Below are 17976 nucleotides of genomic sequence, written 5' to 3'. Positions count from 1 at the left end.
CCCACTGCTTCGGCAGTACTTGGAAGGGGCCTTAGCTCAGTTGGGAGAGCGCTTGCATGGCATGCAAGAGGTCAGGGGTTCGACTCCCCTAGGCTCCACCATTTTTCTCCTCAGTTCGAATTCACTCGCAGTCACACGGCTTTGTAAACAAGGCCTTTGACGTGCCAGTCTTTCTCACCCCCAAGGAAACTCGGGCTCTGCCAGAGGTCCCATTGTGGGGGTCTGTGTGGGGTTCGCCAGTGAGAAAGTATGCAAGATGACCAAACTGACTGACAAACAAATCAAGGCCGCGAAATCCGGCGACAAAAGATCAAGCTGGCAGATGGCGGTGGCTTGACGCTGATCGTTCACCCGAAAGGCGGCAAGAAATGGGTCTGGCGCTACAGGGTCGATGGTAAGCAGCGTGAGATGACCTTGGGCTCCTATCCCTCTTTCGGCCTCAAGGACGCGCGCCAGCGCGTCGAGGCGCAGAGGAACTTGCTGGACACTAAAATCACCCCCGACGTGGCGGAGACCGTAGACTTTCCGCAGTACTTTCGGCCAACGTAGTAAACTACTCGGGCCAGATAAAGGCGGATGAGTACAAAACTCTCAGCGAACTCCGTGTCCTGCGTCGAGAGTTATTCGATCCATTGGTTAGTGATCATCGCGGCAATATCGTAAAGAGGATGGGCGATGGATGGATAGTCGAGTTTAACTCGGTCTCGAACGCTGTGCGATGCGCCCTCGATCTACAAAGCCAAGTGTCAGCTCAGTCTTCACTTAAGCTGCGAGTAGGTGTTCATTTGGGAGATGTCGTATTCGACGAAGAAGATATTTTCGGAGATGGCATCAATATTGCCGCTCGGTTACAAGAAGCTTCCAACGAAGAGGCCGTGTTAATTTCCAACGTAGTCTATCGCAGCCTTGGCGAGAGGCTCGCTGAGCAATTTCACCGCGCTGGAGCACGGCAGTTTAAGAACGCGTCGTCGCCAGTTGAAGTATTCCAATGGTCGCCACCTGGCTTCGCTCCACCGCGCTTGACGCCGGCTATTCACTCGAAGTCATTGCTGATCGGTGTCCTACCCTTTGACCGTCTTTCTTCTGACCCCGATCAGGAATTTTTTGCCGATGGCATTACCGAAGAGGTCATCACCACTCTGTCAAAACTGCCGAACTTACTGGTCGTCGCGCGCAATTCTGCTTTCGTCTACAAAGGGCGCTCGGTGGACGTGAAATAGGTCGGACTGGAACAGGGCGTCGATCTTGTTCTCGAGGGAAGTGTTCGCCAAAACGGTAATCGTGTGCGGATTACTGCTCAGCAAATCGATGCGAAGTCCGGAATGCACATTTGGGCAGACCGGTATGATCGCCTCATAGAAGACGTATTCGAAGTTCAAGATGAAATTGCCCTCAGGATAGCAACCGAGCTTCAAGTCGAGCTCTTGGTGGGTGAGATGGCCCGTTTCAGAGGTTCGGGGGCTAAAAATCTGGATGCCTGAACTGCTCAATTGCAAGCCGTGGAGGCTTCGCGCAGAATAAAAAAGGAAGCACAGGCCGACGCTCACCGGTTTGCGCAAAAGGCAATTTCTCTTGATCCTAACTGCTCTGCGCCACATTGTAATTTGGGGTTCATTTGTATTGTCGAAGCAAGGCGCGGCTTTGTAACAGACCGAAGTGCTGAGCTGGCAGAGGCACGTGAATGCGTTCGGCGTGCTCTGGAAATAGACAGCTATAACCCAGAGGCTTACGCAATTGCAGGTTTCGCGGATGCAATAGATGGCAAGCTTGTGTCGGCTATAGAGAAGTTCAATGAAGCACTGGAGCTAAATCCAAACCATGCAGATTTGGCTGCAAGGTTGTCGATTACATTCGCATTCAATGGACAGGCAAAAGAAGCTATCCGCGTGGCGCGGCAAGCCACTACCTTGAACCCTCACTACCCAGGTTGGTATGCAGGCGTTCTGGGTTTAGTCCTTTGACTTGACGGTCAATACGAGGAAGCCAAGGAAGCTGTCACCGGATATGGTCAAAGGGTAGAAGGCTTTGGTCACCTCGACCTCGTACTCGTCCATGTAGAGTCGGAGAACCTTGAGGCCGCTCGCGATGAAGCACGGAATGTGATGAAAAACCGTCCTCAATTTTCCATATCGGATTGGGCGAAAACTCAGCTTTTCTCTGATATAGTACGATTGGAGAAAGACTGCGCGTCTCTGCGTTTGGCCGGCTTGCACGAGTAAGTGTAACGCTGATTTACGGCACCTCAATTTTTCTTGGAAACTGATACCATTGTGTCCGCTTTGAGCTCAATGCTGCTGTTCAGCAGAATTCAGAGAATGACCTCTTTGCGGACTTTGCGTCCATCCGCACTATCAATGCATAGGCCCGCATCCAGCCCAAACCAGACCTTCAATTCCAAGCATGGTGACTTCCGAGATGCGGACAAAGCTTCCGATAAGTCAGTTTGTCGGGATGTGTGACAACGGCCCAAACCGGACATACAAAGTGTAATCACATGCTACGTTGCAGCTGATCAAGAGCCGACGTTCGTACTAATCTCAGATTTTGGTCAACCTGAAATTCGGCTAATCCTACAAATCGTGCTCGAGATCTCTCGACTATTTAATGCAGCTACGCTGCTCCAGGATTGGACTTCAGCGGCCACTCTCAATTCCCACTGTATGTGTTGCACTCATCTGTTTACTCCTGAAGCCGAGCGTCACAAACGTAGTCGCTTAGGCCGGAGAAAAGGTAGATTTATATTCAGATTGGATTGAGTGTTAGGGTGCAGTCACAACAATGCACCCGCACCTTCAAGCAAAGGTGCTCTTGGATTTTGGGGGATCGAGTGATCGAATTTTACAAATCTATCTTGAGAACAACGGGACATCGTCAGGTGGTCAACATCTTGCTGTCTCTGGCCATTGCCGCTCTGGCGGCGTTTCCACTGAACTACCAGAAGGAAATCGTGAACGGTCTGACCGAAAAGAACATAAGCCCCGGAGGCTTGCTGTGGCTTGGTGCTGCTATGGGCGCGGTGATAACCCTCAGCCTCGCGCTGAAATGGGTGCTGGGGTATCTTTCGAGCGTCCTTGGCGAGGACATGATCCGCAAGCTGCGCAAGCGTATTTGCAATCTGTCTCGCGAAAACCCAGAGGGTTCCGAGAAAGTTGCCTATGGTGCCAAAGCAACAATGGTGTCGGCCGAAGCGGAACAAGTAGGAAAGTTCTCCGGTAGCGCCTTGTCTGAACCCATCGTACAAGCCGGAACCCTCGTTGTGATTGTTGGATATATTGCAGCCAATCAACCCTCTCTGGGGCTGATTGCAATCGGTATGATTATCCCTCAGGTGTTTATCGTTCTTCTCGTCCAGACGCGTGTAAACTCCCTTGTGTCAGACAGAGTTCACACATTACGCAAAGCCACAAACTGGCTTGTTGACCCTGATCGCTCGGCCACGGAGATCACTCCTAAATTTGACGAGATCTACGATACCCGCTCCCGGATATTCGTCTGGAAGCTGTCTTCGAAATTTGTACTCAGCGCCATTAACGGAGCCGGGACGGTGGGTGTTCTTGTCGTGGGCGGTTGGCAGGTCCTGGAAGGCAATACGGATGTCGGCACAGTCGTCGCCGCCACCGTAGGTTTGACACGTCTTCAGGGCCCAACGCGGCAGCTGATTGCCTTTTATCGACAGGTCAGTGCAACGGCTGTGAAGTTTGAACTGCTGCGGGAAGCAGGCGTGGATATGGCTGACGCGACCACCTGAAATTTGCACGCATGAATAGACGCCCTATCGTTTGAAGGGGGTAAAATAATGACGAATGAAGCCGGATTTGTGTTCGCTCTGATCGCCGTCGCGGGTGTGCTGATGGCAAGCAACCGTGTTCGCTATGACTTCGTTGCCTTGATAGTTGTTCTTGCGCTTGCCCTCAGCGGCACGCTGACGATTGGGGAGAGCCTATCGGGCTTTGGGAACAGCGTTGTGATCCTTGTCGCCTGCCTTCTTGTGCTGGGCGAAATGTTGGATAGAACCGGCGTTGCTCGCGCAGTTGGGGACGCCATCATGCGGCACGGTGGTCGTGGTGAAACTGGATTGCTGGTGCTCATAATGATCAGCACGGCGCTTCTGGGGAGCGTTATGAGCTCTACAGCCGTCGTCGCAATTTTCATACCGGTCATTCTGCGAATTGCTCAAGAAACGGCAAACGACAAGGCTCGTTTTTTGATGCCAATGTCCTATGCCGCGTTGATAAGTGGCATGCTGACCCTGATCGCCACGCCTCCGAACCTTGTCGTAAGTGATGAGTTGGTGGCGCAGGGATACCAACCTTTCGGTTTGTTTTCCTTTTTTCTGATCGGTGCGTCGGTTCTGGTTGTTGCAGTCCTGTTTGTTTTGTTTTGGGGTCGCTACCGGTTGAAGACCAAGTCTACCCCTGATGAGCAAGAGTTCGCAATTTCCGGAACGACGCTTGCAGGTATGTGGGAAACCTTTGGATTGGATGTACATTCCGCGACTTTCAGGGTCACTGGCAAGGTACTCTCAGAGGACGTTGACAAGCTGACGGGAAGTGGCACGGCAATACTCGTTCGACTGAGGCCTGGCGCCAAAGGAAAGTACCTTGCAGCCATGTTTCGTGAAGGTATGGAACTGCTACCGGGTGACATAGTTTTCATTCGAGGAGCCCAAGACGCACTGGCGGAGTTATCAACCAATGCGTTGTTTGCCAAAACTTTGGGTTTTCAGAAATCAAGCGCTGTTTGGATCGATCAGTTGGGTCTCGCGGATGTATTGATCCACCCCGAAGCTGCTGTGATTGGTCGACAAATGCATGATGCACCCGGGTTCGAAACCAAAGGGATTGAGATAGTTGGCCTGGTGAGAAACAGCGAGCCCGTCGAAAACCCCAATACTACAGTTTTGCAATCAGGCGATCGCCTTATGCTTGCCGGATCATGGGAAGACTTGGATCGTGCGGTTGAAAGGCATGATATGTTGGTGCTTCTGTCGTTCCCAAATGAGCGGACATCCGTCCCACCAGCAGCTAAGGGTTTTTGGGCTGCGATTGCCATCATGGTCACGATGGTTGCCCTGACGGTTTCAGAACTCGTCTCAATAACTACTGCAGTACTGATGGCCGCGGTAGCGGCAGTCTTGCTTCGCACTCTGTCCGCCGAAGACGCCTATCGCGCCGTAAAGCTTCCAAGCCTCGTTCTTATCGCCGGGATGTTGCCACTTGCTGACGCGCTGCAGGCTACGGGCGGATCGGACATAATCGTTGACCAACTGCTTTACCTTGTCGGAGAAGCCAGTCCGCGCGCAGTCATGGCGGCGATCTTTGTTTTAACGGCCCTATTGGGCTTAGTCCTATCCAATACTGCCTCTGCGGTACTTGTTGCGCCGATTGCTATTTCAGCCGCCGAAGCACTTGGGATTTCGCCATACCCAGTTGCGCTGTGTGTTCTGATCGCTGCATCCGCGTCTTTTTCGACTCCGATCTCAACACCTGTAGTCACATTGGTCGTTGCACCCGGGGGGTATAGTTTTGCTGACTTCCTCAAACTCGGTGTGCCGCTCACAATACTGACCGGCACTGTCGCGGTGATCATCGCTCCAATGCTGTTCCCTTATTAGAGGTTTCAGGCATCCTCTCCTCCCAAAGAACGAGAGATCAGGAAAACGATACGCAAAGAAATCGCTACAACAAGCAACTCAGCGGTTAGCGTCAAAAGTAGGGTCATGATGCTGACTGCATCGACCGCCGAAATCGTGTAGGGGCTGACACCAGTTTCAGCTGCGGATATCTGCAAGCCGACTTGAGGGTTGGCCAGCATTGTGACCAGAAGCGCAAATGCGGCTCCGAACAGTGACACGATTGTCAGAACAGCGCCGATCGTTCCGACCCAAACGCCGATCCACACGCGACTTTGAAGCCGGGCGGCTGACGGGTCATCTCCAGTCTCTTTCAGCTTTCGTCCCAAAGACAAATAATGCCAACACCAAAATGTGGTGAAAGCGGGCAGGATCAAACCCAAGAAGGACAACACGTTGCCCACGCCTGCGCCACCTCCGACAACGCCAAGGACAACGCTGCCCAGTACAACGACAATGATCAAAAAAACCAGCTGAACCCAGAAACCGATCTGGCCAAGCTTGACGAGCGCATCTGCGACGCGCCCGGTGTTTTCCCCATGCCAATTCGCGGATTCGCCTACCATATTGCAGTGCTCCCAACCTAAACCCTATGATTTCAAGAAGGTCGTCCACACTTTGGCTTGGCAACCGATCTCTATCAAAAATCACTGGCTATGCGCAGCGGCGAGCGCTTCGCGGAGTTTGTCTTCTTGTTCCTGCGATAGGGACGTCTGAAGTATCTTCGGGTCGTATTGTTCTATCTCGGCGATCACTTTGTCCGGTGTGGCCTTGGCGACAAGCAGAAACAGAGCCGATGAATTTGGCTGGATGGTCTCGCCCAGTTCTTTGATGAAATCATCATTGATGCCGTAGTCGGAAAGGGATCCGCCAAGCGCGCCCATTGCCGCCCCAGCCAAACCGCCCACGGCCATGCCCGCGAGTGGGTTGAGAACAAGAATACCAGCCAACATACCCACTATTGCACCGGTGCTCAGGCCGGTACTGGCGCCAATTCGGGTCATGTTCACTGACTGCTTAATGTGTATGTCTCCCTCTTCGGGCCGCACAACCACGCAGGCATCCAGCAGGTCGATCAATTCCTGTTTTTTGAGTTGTCGTAGTTTTGTCAAAACAGCATCTGCACTGTCGACACCATCAAATGAAAGAACAACAAGATCAGCCATCAAAGTCTCCTCGGGTGTTTTGGATTACATCGTCAAAATCGTATTGGAGTGTAAAAGTGGGTAACGCGGGTCCGAAAGGACCCGCGCAAAACATCATTCGATAACGACCTGACCAGTCACTGCCTGCAACGGCTCGGCCTCTGCTACCTCAGTTGGACCGGTACTTGTGCCAGGCAAAACTTCGAACAGAGGATCGAACTCAACCATGGCGCCAGCGAGTTTGATCAGAACGCTGACGTCACCATCAGCCGTCGCGCGACCGTCGGCCAGCAAATCCTCAAAATCAGCCTCTCCGGTCATAACAAGTTCCAGATCGGATCGGTTCAAGGTCAGAGTCAGATCTGGCTCATCGAAGGCGAAACCTTCGACATTTGTGAGTGTTGCCTTGGCCAGTTCGATCGCAAACATCTCACCATTGTCGGGCGTGCTGAGGTTCATCGTAAACTCGATGCCTTCGGCCTTGCGGCTGTCCATCTTGATCGCAAGGAAATCAAGGAAGAGCTCAGTCGACATCGCGCGTATCACCTCTGGGCTGGACGTGTCGGCCGTTTCACCGGTGGGGATGCCTGAGCGAAGTTCATAGGCACCGGACAGGAAGCTGTTCCGCAGGCCCGGGTTCTCTTGCTGGTAGCCAAGCTGTTCGTAAACGTCGGCTAACAAATCTTTTACTTCCTGATCTGATGGATCCGACAGGAACAGTTTGTTCAGAATCTCGGACGCTTCGAAATATTGCCCTGCATTGTGCAGTTCCAAACCCTTGGCCATAATTGGATCTTTGCCGCCCATCATCTCGACGTAAAGCGGAGCGGAAGCTTCTGGTTCTAACGGTATCAGGGTCGCGGGATTGCAATCCCAGAATCCAAGGAACCGCTGAACAACGCCGCGCGAATTGTGCTGAGGTGAGCCGTGATAGCCACGTGTATGCCATGTCTGCTGCAAACCCTGTGACGGTTCATAGTGGTGATGTATCTGGTTAATCGTCACGCCCTGATTGGCCAGATGCAGGGTCTGGTTATTCATATGGGCATAAAGGTCGCGCTGATCTCTCAGAACCTGCTGCACGCGGTCATTGCCCCAGCGCGGCCAATGGTGCGAAGCGAACATGACGTCTGCCTCTTGCCCGAACAGGAACAGGGCACGAGAGATGTATTTTGACCATCGAAGGGCATCACGTACCGGCGCGCCGCGCAATGTATAAATGTTGTGCAACGTGGCCGTCACGTTTTCTGCCATCCACAGGGCCTTCATGTCTGGGATGTAAGTATTCATCTCAGACGGCGCTTCAGTGTTAGGTGTGTTCTGGAAGATCATCCGCACGCCGTCGACTTCGAACTCTTCGATGTCGTCCTCGACAATCCGGGTTGGCGCGATCAGGCCAGTGGCACCTGCTGAAACGCGCTTGCCGAGACCCTGATTGACGAACCCATGCGGGGCCACGGGCAACAACAGACCATATTGGTAAAATAGCCGGCGGTTCATTGCGTTGCCCGCGAACACGTTTTCGGAAATTGTGTGTTCCATGAAATCGCGCGGAGCAATGATTTCGACATTCCCGGAATCGACGTCCTCCTGCGAAACGATGCCGCGAACTCCTGCCCAGTGATCGCCATGGGAATGTGAATAGATCACGGCTGTAATCGGCAACCCTTCGCCTTTGTGTTCCGAGAACAATTCCCATGCGGCTCGCGCCGTTTCGGCCGAAACCAGTGGGTCAATGGCGATCCAACCCGTTTTGCCGCGCACGAATGAGATGTCGGACAAATCAAACCCGCGCACCTGATAGATGCCGGGTATTACCTCGTACAGACCATAGTTCTGGTTCAGCTTGCTGATACGCATCAATGACGGGTGGATACTGTCGTACTCGTCTTGCTCGTCGATGAAATCAAATGCACCCCGGTCCCAGGCAACATTCCCCGCATCCGCCATGATCTGTGGCTCCGGCATCTGGGCAATGAAACCCTTGGCAACTTCGTCAAAGTCCTGAGTGTCTGAGAAAGGCAGTGTTTCTTTCGCTTCGGCCAGGATTTTGAGCGTGTGCTCGGACGGTGCTTTTCCTTTAGGGTGAAAGTGGCCTTCTAATGGCGCGGCTGTCGATGTGGTTTGTGCTGCTGCTTCTTCCGACAAAAAAGTAGGACTTACCGCAAACGCGGCCCCAATTGCTGGAACAGTTTTCATGAAGTCGCGCCGATTAGGTGCCATCGTATTTCCCCCCTATTGATAAAATTGTCTGAAAAGCAGTGCCTCACATCCTAACATTTAAATGTCATTGTGGAACGATTAAGATTTAGGCAGTCTTGCGCGGCTCATTATCCAGCATGGCTCGCGGATGTATTGAATACCTGAGTGTTTTCTGAAGATTGGGCCGTCTTCAGTGAGCACGGCAACAAAGGACGCGATCTAAAAATAGGTGGATCACAGATCAGGGGGAAACACGATGGCAGCTACCTGCAATGCCTCTCTGTCGAGGCGAGATTTTATCAATCTGGCCGCTGCTGCTTCTCTTTGTTGCATCTCAAGTTGTGCCCCGTTCGACCGCAGTAGTTCGATCGGCGACATAAATTCTGAGCTCACAGCCGCGTTGGAACGGATACCTTCTTATGATGGCTCAGATCTGGTTCAGGTCGCCCGGGAGATTGAGGCGAATTCAACACTGATGATCCAGGCGCACGCGGCCTTTATTGAAGAATTCAACCGGTTGTCCGCCAACCGCTCTGTAAAACGTTCCAAGTTGGTAGCTGTTTCAGACAGATATGACACCGAACGCCGTTCGCAACGCGATAACCTGCTGGTATTGCAGGGGCAATTGCAGGCAGCAGTCCCGGAAGACTACTGGCCGGAAGTTGCTGAAATTTTGTACGAAAAGGCAGACTTAGTCGCTTTGGGAACCAGCTTGGAGTTATGATATGCCAGTAATTGCGACGATAACGGCGGTCACTTTCTTTTTGGACGGATCGTCTGATTTAGCACCATCATTTCTGGAGCCCAATACGCTGAGACCCGCCTTGGATAAGGCTATTTCGCCCGCAGACAGCGATGTCCGGACCGCGGCCTTGAAAATTGTGAGCGACTTGGAAGTTGCCGTTGATCGGTTCCGTGCCGCGGTCGAAGGTTCTGCGGACAATGCCATTCTCGGTTCCACGGACAAATCAGCATCGGCATCGTCCACAAGAGCCATTTTTAGTGAACTGGATCGGGAAAGAGATCGAGCGATAAGCGCGGTAATCGACTCACGTGATCAACTCGTTTCGCTTTTGGATCAGGAGACCTGGTCGCGAGTATTCGATGGGTAATGTCTATTGATAAAGGGGGCAATGTCCACCCTGTCGTCGCTGCAACGCTATCCATAAAGTCGGCGAATACGTTTGTTTGGTGAATTGGATGGTGATGCATCCCATGAGGCGTGCTCAAAGTGCTTGCAGACGATGCCGCTACTTTTTGTCTTTTTCCTTTTTTTGGTCATTTGAGGGCGCTCGCCAAAATGAGGCCGCGCCCCAAATCACCAGAACAACCGTAACTATGCCACCCACAATAAATTCCATATCAAGATGATAGCCACACGAGCTTGTTGGCGCAACTTTTCAACACCGCGAAATAGACAAAGGGACGTTCAGCCTTCCCTTTCAATTTCGGACAAACCCTCTGCATTGTCCATTTTGGGTCAAGTTTTTAAGGGCGTTGCGGATACCAAAAAAGAACTACCTCTCAGACCGCTCGCTTGGACGTTCGGGTGTAAGGCTAAGTTTGGCTGCCTACAGGTAAGGGGAAAGTAGCCGGGCGAAACCGTTGCGCAATTTGGCCAAAAGCGGGAGATCATTGATCTCTTCGAGGCTGATTTCTCGAGCGCCAAGTGCTTTTGAGTCAAGTATGGCATGGAGTTCTTCCGACAGCTCTCGATGATAGCATTCAACATTGAACTCAAAGTTCAATCGCAGGCTTCTGGGATCCCAATTTGTGCTTCCAACAAGAGCCCAAACGTCGTCCACGAGCATGAGTTTCGTGTGATCGAACGGTGGCTTGGTGAAGAAAACCCGGCAACCATGTTCCAAAATTTGCCCAATCTGCCCCATAGCTGCCCACTCGACAACCTTAACGTTGTTGTTGGATGGCAGGTAGATTTCGACCTTGATGCCACGGAGCGCCGCCACTGAAAGCGCTTCTATCAGCCGAGAATCTGGCAGGAAATAAGGGCTGACAATACGCACCCGTTCCCGCGCGGCCGACAGCGCTGCGAAAATGAGTTTGCTGAGCGTCTCGAAATCCTCGTCTGGTCCGTGCGAAATCCCCCGCGACCAGACTGTGCCATGGCGGGTAAGCTCTGGAAACCATGCCGGGCCGCTCAACTGCTCACCTGTAGTGAAGGCCCAGTCCGTGACAAACACTTGTTTGAAATGGCTTACAACCGGTCCCTCGAATTTGAAATGCAGGCATTGTGCCGGCGCCTCGGGATCGAGGTTCAGGCAATGCGCTTCACGAATATTGGTGCCGCCTGTGAAGCCAATGTAGCCATCCACAACAAGGATTTTTCTGTGATTTCTGAGGTTTGAAAAGCGGCGTGAGGAGAACCCGCTCGTAGGAAGAAAACTCGCGGCTTCAATGCCCACCTCTTCCAAACGAGTAACCATATTTTCTTTGCTGTAGCGCGCGCCAACGCAGTCGATAAGAACGCGCACTACCACGCCGCGATCCTTGGCGCGGACGAGCGCATTCAAGAATTCTTCTCCTGCTCGGTCGCTGTCAAAAATATAGCTCAACAATCCAACCGATAATTTGGCACTATCTATGGCAGCGATCATCTCCGGAAAGGCCTCATCACCATCTCGCAGGCAATCGACCGTGTTTCCCGGCAAGAGTGGCTTTGCGCTAAGAGCTTCCCCGGCACGGGCTAATCCGGCCAAGTGAGGTAGTTGGATATTAGCCTCTTCAAACAACACTCTCTCACTTTCCGAGAGAGAGAAACCTGGAATTCGGCGCATGGTGTCTGACAGGCCCATCCGTGTGCCAGCCCGGTTGATCCGATTGACGCCCAGTATGATGTACGCCAACGAGCCAACAAACGGCGCAAGCCAAGCAAGAGCTGACCAGCCAATCACCGCGCGCGTATCGCGCTTTCTCAGAACGGCATGCACAGTGACTCCGAAGGCTAAAGACACCTGCGCAAGCGCGACGAGAAATGCCCACAGGTAGACGAGGCTCAAAATACGATCCCCCAAATGCAGCTATACCACTTGAAGCCTCACACTATCTCTTTTGACTAACAAGGGTGCAGAAAGTTTGTTTTTGACATGCTTGGATCCAGCCGTTCTACCACTGGCGTCACGCTTGGCGCACCTCATAGGCCGTCTCCGAGCCTTACCAACGCCTGCTTAGCTCCATTCTGCGGACCTCGATGAACGGTGCAGCGAAGGTCTGCTTCCCGCCCAAAACGACAGATGCTGCGCCCATAACCTAAGTCGCCTTTGGGCTCGAAGCAGTCGTTGGCAGCGTAGTGCATCAATGACCGCTGTGCGGACGAAGCTGACATCGGTTCGAAACCAAGAACAACACTTCAATAGCTGCCGTAGTAACGAAGCATCCTGCTTATCGGGGCACACAGTTGCATTCACCAATGGTCGTTAGGCGAACTGCGCAATTCCCGAGGTCGCACATTGAACGCCTCTGGGCTGCCTTTGGCGTTTAGCCTGGCAACACTAGCAAAGTCGAAATGAAGACTGATGAGGTTTCTGATCTTCTGCGCATTTCAGGCAAAAGTAGTAATCAAAATTCAGAAGGTGGATTTTTATCCGACAGGTGACCAGCTGAGATCGTTAGCTCTGTTTGGAGCTACCATGAACATCATGACCCTCGATACTTGTTCCTCACTGCGACCAGCATCGCGTACCAAGTTAAGAATTGCATATTCAAGATTAGCCGCATCGTCTTCGCGTTTGTCGATCATCGCTGATATAAATTCATGGGCCAAGTTCTTTGGTTCGATAAAGGCTTCTGCGCGCGTCAGACTCAACTCGCTGAGCATAAATTCCAGCAAGAAAGCGACTTCGTTCTGCCGCTCGGGTGAACTTTCAGCGAACGACAGTTCCAAAAGTCTTCCGTGTGTTTCTGTCAGAATAACGTTCAACGACAACGGTTCTTTGGCATCAGACTTCCGTGGCTTTGCCAGGAACGCTTTCAATCGATCAAGGACGATCGGAACTTCCTTCCTTCATGTTATTGAGGCACAAGCGGTGCGACATTGAAGTCTCGCAAAATACCAGCATTTTCACCAGCACGGTGTATTGCTTTTGCGGCCTTGAAACTTCGCCCGCCAACCGTGCTCGTGAATAGCAGGAGAAACTTATTCGGCGAGCCGGCACGGAGCAAAAGACAGGAACAAGTGTGTCTTTTCAATAACTTTAAGAGCAATCACACTCAAGAAACAAAATTTGTTGTTGGGTGAGTTGTTATGGTCACTAAAGATGATCGCAACTCAGATTAGCTTTCCAAAGGCCCAAGAATGCGAAGAACTATCCTTTCCTCTATCCTTGTTATGCTTGCCGGTATTGCTCATGCACAAACACCCGAGTGCAACAGACTCTGTTCCCGAGACTTTATGTTCAGTCTCGAATCCGGGTTCGATGTTATTCCTCTTGTTGCTGATGGCGAGCATGCCAACGGGTTTATGGAAGACGGAAGAGTGCCACTGATCTGGGGGGCACTGGATCCGGACGATGAGGATGCAATCTACTTCACATCCTCACTCTTATTCGCAGGCGGCGACGTACATGCCCGTGACAAGAAATACGGACAGACCCCGTTGCATTGGCACATGGGTCGAACTGGTGGTCCATTGGAGGAAGTCGTCGCTATGTTTCTTGAGAAACAGGCCAGTGTGCTCAATAAGGATAAATTCGGATACTCTGTACTCGATTTCGCTAATGGTAACGTGAATCCCGAGGTCTTAGGACTGACAGGCCTGCCATACGTGAGAGATGAGATTGCGGATATGATCCGTGAAGCAGCGGAGAACGAAGTCGCATATCGCAATGCTGTGGACATGCATAACAACGAAGTAGGTGGTGATGTGCCAATGCTAGTGCTTAAGGGCATGGCGATAGAAGGCTTCTCTCCGGCACAGTTTACTTATGCTGTTTTTCTTGAAAGCCGGGGAGATGACGCGACTGGTTCAGATAATGACGAGGACCGCTTCTGGTTTGAAGAGTCTTGGGAGCCCGGCAGCACTGATTCAGATATTGACCAAGCCCTTTACTGGTTTGAAGAGTCTGCGAATTCTGGCTTTATCCCATCAATTTATCACCTCGGATCTAGTGCCTACAAAGGAACAAGCCTCGTGGAGCAAAATGATGCATTGGCGCATATGTGGCTCTCTCTTGGAGCACGAAAAGGTGATACGAAATCCCAGGCGCTTCTCAGCTTGATGCATGCCAACGGGAGGGGGGTTGAGAGGGACATTCAGAAAGGTTTGATGTGGATGATCATCTCTCTTCGGTTTGGCGAGAACGAACCGGAGAGAGAGAGACTTAGCCATCAGATGGTATCCGCCCTTTCACATGAAGAGGTCATAGAAGCCGAGAAAATGGCCAAAGAGTGCATCATGGGCTTCTTTGAACACTGCTGAGGAAAAAGATGAAAACCACTATAAAGCTGTGCGCCGTTGTCTGTTCATTTGGCGCTTCTGTCCAAGCTGAGGGGGCTTGGCCTCCAGAGCCATTCATTCGAGACCGTGAGCCACACGTTCTGAGGATCGACGCAGATACTGTGCTCTGTGAGGTCCAGTGGGATGGTCATAGAGAGAATGGAGAAATTCTGGATATTGCGCCCGAGGCCGACTTCTATATCGAGAATGTCTTGATACCTATGTCAGGAGAGATTGTATTTATCCACTCTGACCCTGTTCAGGTGTTCGGGCCAACGCAGCATTTTGTATACATCGAAGATGGCGTAGAAGTAGAGCTTACGCTTTTCGGACATGTTTCAGATACTGGGGATAGGCTCCTTGAGCTCAGCGAAGTAAGACACTTGTCCTTTGAAGATAAAGCCAGGAATGATTTCTGGGGCCGTCTTTTTTGCCCTTAAAGGACTTGTAACGATCTTTAATGGGCCTCTGTTTGTCGGATTTTTTCAAGCACGGCCCTTTTTCCTTTTTGGCGATGACGCGAATGAACCGTTGCTCAATGATACAGCAAACTCGCTTTTTCTTCCGCTTCGGGCTCGGTGCAGACATTCAGTTAATTACGCCCAATGTCTGCAATGCGGACAAAGCGACAGTTCGCTGCGGCTGCGCAGATGTCCGCTCCCGTGCGGCGATGCGAAGAGGATATTTTCTTGTCACTCAGGACCTTTCAACCAATTCAATTCAAATCACGACGGTACAAACTCTGCCATGCGCACCATCCAACTCAAATGTAATCATGTGTTTGTGGCACAACATCAATGACGCGAGCGCCAAGCCTTTAGAGACTCTTCGCAGCATATTCCTGACAAACATCGCATCTTCGTGCATGATAAAAAAACAGGCAGACTTTTTTGCTTCCTGGAAGTGCTTGAAATCTCAAGAGGCGCGCTTTGGAAATATTGGTTAACGGCATAAACACGGTTCTTTGGAATTACGTATTGATCTACGGACTTCTTGGGACGGGTATCTTTTTTACAATTCGTCTTGGTGCGCTTCAGTTTCTCCATTTTGGGGAAATGTTGCGTGTCCTGACGTCTGCGAAGAGCACGGACAAAAGAGGTATTACTCCTTTTCAAGCGCTGACAGTAAGTCTGGCTTCCCGCGTCGGCACTGGAAACCTTGCTGGCGTAGCGGTCGCTCTGACCTTGGGAGGTCCAGGCGCAATCTTTTGGATGTGGATCGTGGCATTGGTTGGAATGGCCACCGCCTATTCCGAAAGTACTTTGGCTCAACTCTACAAAGTCACGTCTTCCAACGGCAGGTTCAGAGGAGGTCCTGCGTTCTACATGGCTAACGCCTTGAACGCTCCTTGGGCTGGAGTCATTTTCTCGATCTGCCTGATTGTCAGCTTTGGTTTGGTTTTTGTCGCCGTCCAATCCAACTCGATTGCTGAAGCTTTCGAGGGCGCGTTCGGGTTAAACAAATTGATGGTTGGCATAGCGCTGGCCGCAGCCGCAGCGGTAGTTATATTCGGTGGAATAAGAACCATCGCAAAGTTTGCAGAGATCGTTGTACCGCTCATGGCGGGTCTCTACCTCTTGCTTGCCTGCGTTGTCGTAGTCCTGAACATTTCCGAAGTACCCGCAATGTTGTGGTCGATTGTTGCCGGGGCATTTGGCCTTCAGGAAGCTGCCGGAGGCGTGACAGGAGGCGTCATGGCTGCTGCGCTTAACGGCATCAAACGGGGACTTTTCTCAAACGAAGCGGGCATGGGCTCGGCCCCAAACATTGCAGCGGTTGCAACACCTGATCCCCACCATCCTGCCAGCCAAGGTTTCGTTCAGGCATTTGGGTGTTTTGTGGATACGATTTTGGTCGCAACGGCAACTGCACTGCTTATTCTTCTGTCGGGCGCAATCGAAATTGATGGACCTACCGGAATGCGACTGACTCAAGACGCCGCGGCGGTCCATCTCGGCGAAATAGGCCGCCACTTTATCGCGATTGCCATCGTCTTCTTTGGTTTCACATCCATACTTGGCAACTACTCATATGCCGAAAACGCGATGACGTTCCTAAAATTGGAAGGCAAATTACCGATTTACATCTTGCGATTGGGTTGCCTTTCAATGGTTGTTTGGGGCGCAGTGCAAGCTGTTGCCACAGTGTTCAATTTCGCGGATGCGGCCATGGGAATAATGGCGACCATCAATTTGGTTGCGATAGTGCTGCTCTCTGGCACCGTCTACAAACTAACGGTGGATTATTTCTCGCAACGCCGACAGAACCTTGAACCTCGCTTTGTCGCAAGCAAATTTCCCGAGCTTAGCAAGGGCGTAGATCACACTGTCTGGACGGAGGAGATCCATGCCGACACTCAAAACCACTGAAAGCGAAAGGCTTCAGGAAGTCTTGGACGACATTGCAGATCGCATTGCCGGCATGTCCGAAAGGGGGAAGGTAGCAAAGTATATTCCAGAACTCGCAACAGTTGATCTGAACCAATTCGGTATTGCCATTGCACCCATCAACGGTCCGCTCGTGTCTGCTGGGGACGCGGGCACGCTGTTCTCAATCCAAAGCATCTCAAAAGTGTTCTCGCTTACTTTGGCGCTGCAACAGGTTGGCGCCACCTTGTGGCAGAGAGTTGGTCGAGAACCTTCCGGCGATCCGTTCAATTCGATCATTCAGCTTGAACACGAGCGCGGAATTCCCAGGAACCCGTTTATCAACCCCGGTGCGATCGTAGTGGCCGATGTTCTGCTCGAAAACCGTTCTGCTGATGACGCAATCAACGACCTTTTGACGTTGTGCCGAGGGCTTTCGGAGGACAACTCGGTTGACGTTGATGTGTCGGTTGCAGGCTCAGAGATCCGAACCGGATCAAGAAATCGTGCACTTGCCCATTTTATGCAGGCGGAGGGTAATCTTAAGGCGCCGGTAGAGGAGGTTCTGTTGCTCTACTTTCGCCAGTGTAGCATCGCCATGTCTTGCGAACAGCTGGCACTAGCAGGTCGATTTCTTGCCGCAGCCGGGCAAAACCCGGCCACCGGCGCCAAAGTATTGTCAGCGCAACGCGCAAGAAGAATTACTGCGCTCATGATGATGTGTGGATCCTACGATGCCTCGGGCGAATTTGCCTTCCGTGTTGGCCTTCCAGCGAAAAGCGGGGTCGGCGGCGGAATCCTGTGCATTGTACCTGGTATCGCGTCTGTTGTCGCCTGGAGCCCCGGGCTCGATCAAAAAGGCAATTCCCATTTGGCAACAATCGCATTTCAAGAACTGGTCCGCGCCACAGGGTGGTCCATCTTCGGACCAAGTGTTTAACCCGGATTGTGGCACCCGGGCTCAAGTGTTCTTAGTTCCGCTTTAATGACCGGCAGAGGACACAACTTAAGTCAGACCGGTATGGGTGGCGGCGCTGTCAGACGAGTGATCCGAGAATAGGTTTACAGCACTTTGAGCGGCGATCATCTTTTCATGGATAGAAGCTTAGAAAGCCCCCTACCCGCCTCAAACCAAGTTCTTATGACAAGACTGATCCAAGGGCATCTTCTCGGCAATCA

17 protein-coding genes and 1 tRNA gene are annotated in these 17976 nt (G+C 51.9%); 13 read left to right on the top strand and 5 right to left on the bottom strand.

Features of this window, described 5'->3' with window-relative positions:
* Positions 1 to 25 precede the first annotated feature (25 nt).
* From ACRZ95_RS06585 to ACRZ95_RS06560, 6 genes are all read left to right on the top strand, one after another.
* Positions 26 to 101 (top strand) — tRNA-Ala (locus tag ACRZ95_RS06585).
* Positions 102 to 294: 193 nt separating this feature from the next.
* Positions 295 to 549: an Arm DNA-binding domain-containing protein gene (locus ACRZ95_RS06580; protein WP_480554777.1), complete on the top strand. Its 255-nt coding sequence runs from the start codon at positions 295 to 297 to the stop codon at positions 547 to 549.
* Between the two features lie 17 nt (positions 550 to 566).
* A complete protein-coding gene (locus ACRZ95_RS06575) occupies positions 567 to 1220 on the top strand; it encodes an adenylate/guanylate cyclase domain-containing protein (protein ID WP_480554775.1) in 654 nt (217 codons plus the stop codon).
* 279 nt (positions 1221 to 1499) lie between these two features.
* Positions 1500 to 1961: a tetratricopeptide repeat protein gene (locus ACRZ95_RS06570; RefSeq protein WP_480554773.1), complete on the top strand. Its 462-nt coding sequence runs from the start codon at positions 1500 to 1502 to the stop codon at positions 1959 to 1961.
* Between the two features lie 914 nt (positions 1962 to 2875).
* Positions 2876 to 3748: an ABC transporter ATP-binding protein gene (locus tag ACRZ95_RS06565; RefSeq protein ID WP_480554701.1), complete on the top strand. Its 873-nt coding sequence runs from the start codon at positions 2876 to 2878 to the stop codon at positions 3746 to 3748.
* A 48-nt stretch (positions 3749 to 3796) separates the two neighbouring features.
* The gene (locus ACRZ95_RS06560) at positions 3797 to 5614 is read left to right on the top strand and encodes an SLC13 family permease (protein ID WP_170644142.1); all 1818 of its coding nucleotides are present in this window, start codon (positions 3797 to 3799) and stop codon (positions 5612 to 5614) included.
* A gap of 5 nt (positions 5615 to 5619) precedes the next feature.
* Here ACRZ95_RS06560 and ACRZ95_RS06555 read toward each other — a convergent pair whose 3' ends face one another.
* The 3 genes from ACRZ95_RS06555 to ACRZ95_RS06545 form a co-directional block, all read right to left on the bottom strand.
* Positions 5620 to 6198 carry a DUF3611 family protein gene (locus ACRZ95_RS06555; protein ID WP_170644144.1) on the bottom strand — a complete coding sequence of 193 codons (579 nt, stop codon included), beginning with the start codon at positions 6196 to 6198 and terminating at the stop codon, positions 5620 to 5622.
* An 81-nt stretch (positions 6199 to 6279) separates the two neighbouring features.
* Positions 6280 to 6798: a DUF1269 domain-containing protein gene (locus ACRZ95_RS06550; RefSeq protein WP_058284048.1), complete on the bottom strand. Its 519-nt coding sequence runs from the start codon at positions 6796 to 6798 to the stop codon at positions 6280 to 6282.
* Between the two features lie 93 nt (positions 6799 to 6891).
* Positions 6892 to 8976 carry an alkyl/aryl-sulfatase gene (locus ACRZ95_RS06545; RefSeq protein WP_425085755.1) on the bottom strand — a complete coding sequence of 695 codons (2085 nt, stop codon included), beginning with the start codon at positions 8974 to 8976 and terminating at the stop codon, positions 6892 to 6894.
* A 259-nt stretch (positions 8977 to 9235) separates the two neighbouring features.
* On the opposite strand from ACRZ95_RS06545, the gene ACRZ95_RS06540 reads away from it, so the two are divergent.
* Both ACRZ95_RS06540 and ACRZ95_RS06535 read left to right on the top strand, forming a co-directional pair.
* Positions 9236 to 9703 (top strand): hypothetical protein, encoded by a 468-nt coding sequence (locus ACRZ95_RS06540; protein WP_170644148.1) that lies wholly within the window; start codon positions 9236 to 9238, stop codon positions 9701 to 9703.
* A 1-nt stretch (position 9704) separates the two neighbouring features.
* The gene (locus ACRZ95_RS06535) at positions 9705 to 10091 is read left to right on the top strand and encodes a hypothetical protein (protein ID WP_170644150.1); all 387 of its coding nucleotides are present in this window, start codon (positions 9705 to 9707) and stop codon (positions 10089 to 10091) included.
* 459 nt (positions 10092 to 10550) lie between these two features.
* Here ACRZ95_RS06535 and ACRZ95_RS06530 read toward each other — a convergent pair whose 3' ends face one another.
* Together ACRZ95_RS06530 and ACRZ95_RS06525 are read right to left on the bottom strand one after the other, a co-directional pair.
* Complete coding sequence (locus tag ACRZ95_RS06530) at positions 10551 to 11996, bottom strand: phospholipase D-like domain-containing protein (RefSeq protein ID WP_170676890.1); 1446 nt, start codon at positions 11994 to 11996, stop codon at positions 10551 to 10553.
* A 581-nt stretch (positions 11997 to 12577) separates the two neighbouring features.
* The gene (locus tag ACRZ95_RS06525) at positions 12578 to 12880 is read right to left on the bottom strand and encodes a hypothetical protein (protein WP_170556653.1); all 303 of its coding nucleotides are present in this window, start codon (positions 12878 to 12880) and stop codon (positions 12578 to 12580) included.
* Positions 12881 to 13387: 507 nt separating this feature from the next.
* On the opposite strand from ACRZ95_RS06525, the gene ACRZ95_RS06520 reads away from it, so the two are divergent.
* From ACRZ95_RS06520 to ACRZ95_RS06500, 5 genes are read left to right on the top strand one after another with little or no spacing between them, the layout of a single operon-like run.
* A complete protein-coding gene (locus ACRZ95_RS06520; RefSeq protein WP_170676888.1) occupies positions 13388 to 14413 on the top strand; it encodes an SEL1-like repeat protein in 1026 nt (341 codons plus the stop codon).
* 8 nt (positions 14414 to 14421) lie between these two features.
* The gene (locus ACRZ95_RS06515) at positions 14422 to 14871 is read left to right on the top strand and encodes a hypothetical protein (protein WP_170644380.1); all 450 of its coding nucleotides are present in this window, start codon (positions 14422 to 14424) and stop codon (positions 14869 to 14871) included.
* A gap of 32 nt (positions 14872 to 14903) precedes the next feature.
* Positions 14904 to 15377 carry a hypothetical protein gene (locus tag ACRZ95_RS06510; protein ID WP_170676886.1) on the top strand — a complete coding sequence of 158 codons (474 nt, stop codon included), beginning with the start codon at positions 14904 to 14906 and terminating at the stop codon, positions 15375 to 15377.
* Positions 15361 to 16800, top strand: a complete 1440-nt coding sequence (locus tag ACRZ95_RS06505) for an alanine/glycine:cation symporter family protein (RefSeq protein WP_170665873.1) — start codon at positions 15361 to 15363, stop codon at positions 16798 to 16800. The genes ACRZ95_RS06510 and ACRZ95_RS06505 overlap by 17 nt, the downstream gene beginning before the upstream one ends.
* Entirely contained in the window at positions 16778 to 17737 is a 960-nt protein-coding gene (locus ACRZ95_RS06500) for a glutaminase (protein ID WP_170676884.1), read from the top strand. Before ACRZ95_RS06505 ends, ACRZ95_RS06500 begins: the two co-directional genes overlap by 23 nt.
* The last annotated feature ends 239 nt before the right edge of the window (positions 17738 to 17976 follow it).

Source organism: Ruegeria sp. AI3 (assembly GCF_056541245.1).
Note: the sequence above shows the minus strand (reverse complement) of the source record. Positions and strands in the feature narration are given on the sequence as shown.

Bases quoted from the DNA above. Each gene is read 5' to 3' on its own strand.
- ACRZ95_RS06560 (WP_170644142.1), top strand. From the start codon at position 3,797: ATGACGAATGAAGCCGGATTTGTGTTCGCTCTGATCGCCGTCGCGGGT.
- ACRZ95_RS06555 (WP_170644144.1), bottom strand. From the start codon at position 6,198: ATGGTAGGCGAATCCGCGAATTGGCATGGGGAAAACACCGGGCGCGTC.
- ACRZ95_RS06550 (WP_058284048.1), bottom strand. From the start codon at position 6,798: ATGGCTGATCTTGTTGTTCTTTCATTTGATGGTGTCGACAGTGCAGAT.
- ACRZ95_RS06545 (WP_425085755.1), bottom strand. From the start codon at position 8,976: ATGAAAACTGTTCCAGCAATTGGGGCCGCGTTTGCGGTAAGTCCTACT.
- ACRZ95_RS06540 (WP_170644148.1), top strand. From the start codon at position 9,236: ATGGCAGCTACCTGCAATGCCTCTCTGTCGAGGCGAGATTTTATCAAT.
- ACRZ95_RS06535 (WP_170644150.1), top strand. From the start codon at position 9,705: ATGCCAGTAATTGCGACGATAACGGCGGTCACTTTCTTTTTGGACGGA.
- ACRZ95_RS06520 (WP_170676888.1), top strand. From the start codon at position 13,388: ATGTTCAGTCTCGAATCCGGGTTCGATGTTATTCCTCTTGTTGCTGAT.
- ACRZ95_RS06515 (WP_170644380.1), top strand. From the start codon at position 14,422: ATGAAAACCACTATAAAGCTGTGCGCCGTTGTCTGTTCATTTGGCGCT.
- ACRZ95_RS06500 (WP_170676884.1), top strand. From the start codon at position 16,778: ATGCCGACACTCAAAACCACTGAAAGCGAAAGGCTTCAGGAAGTCTTG.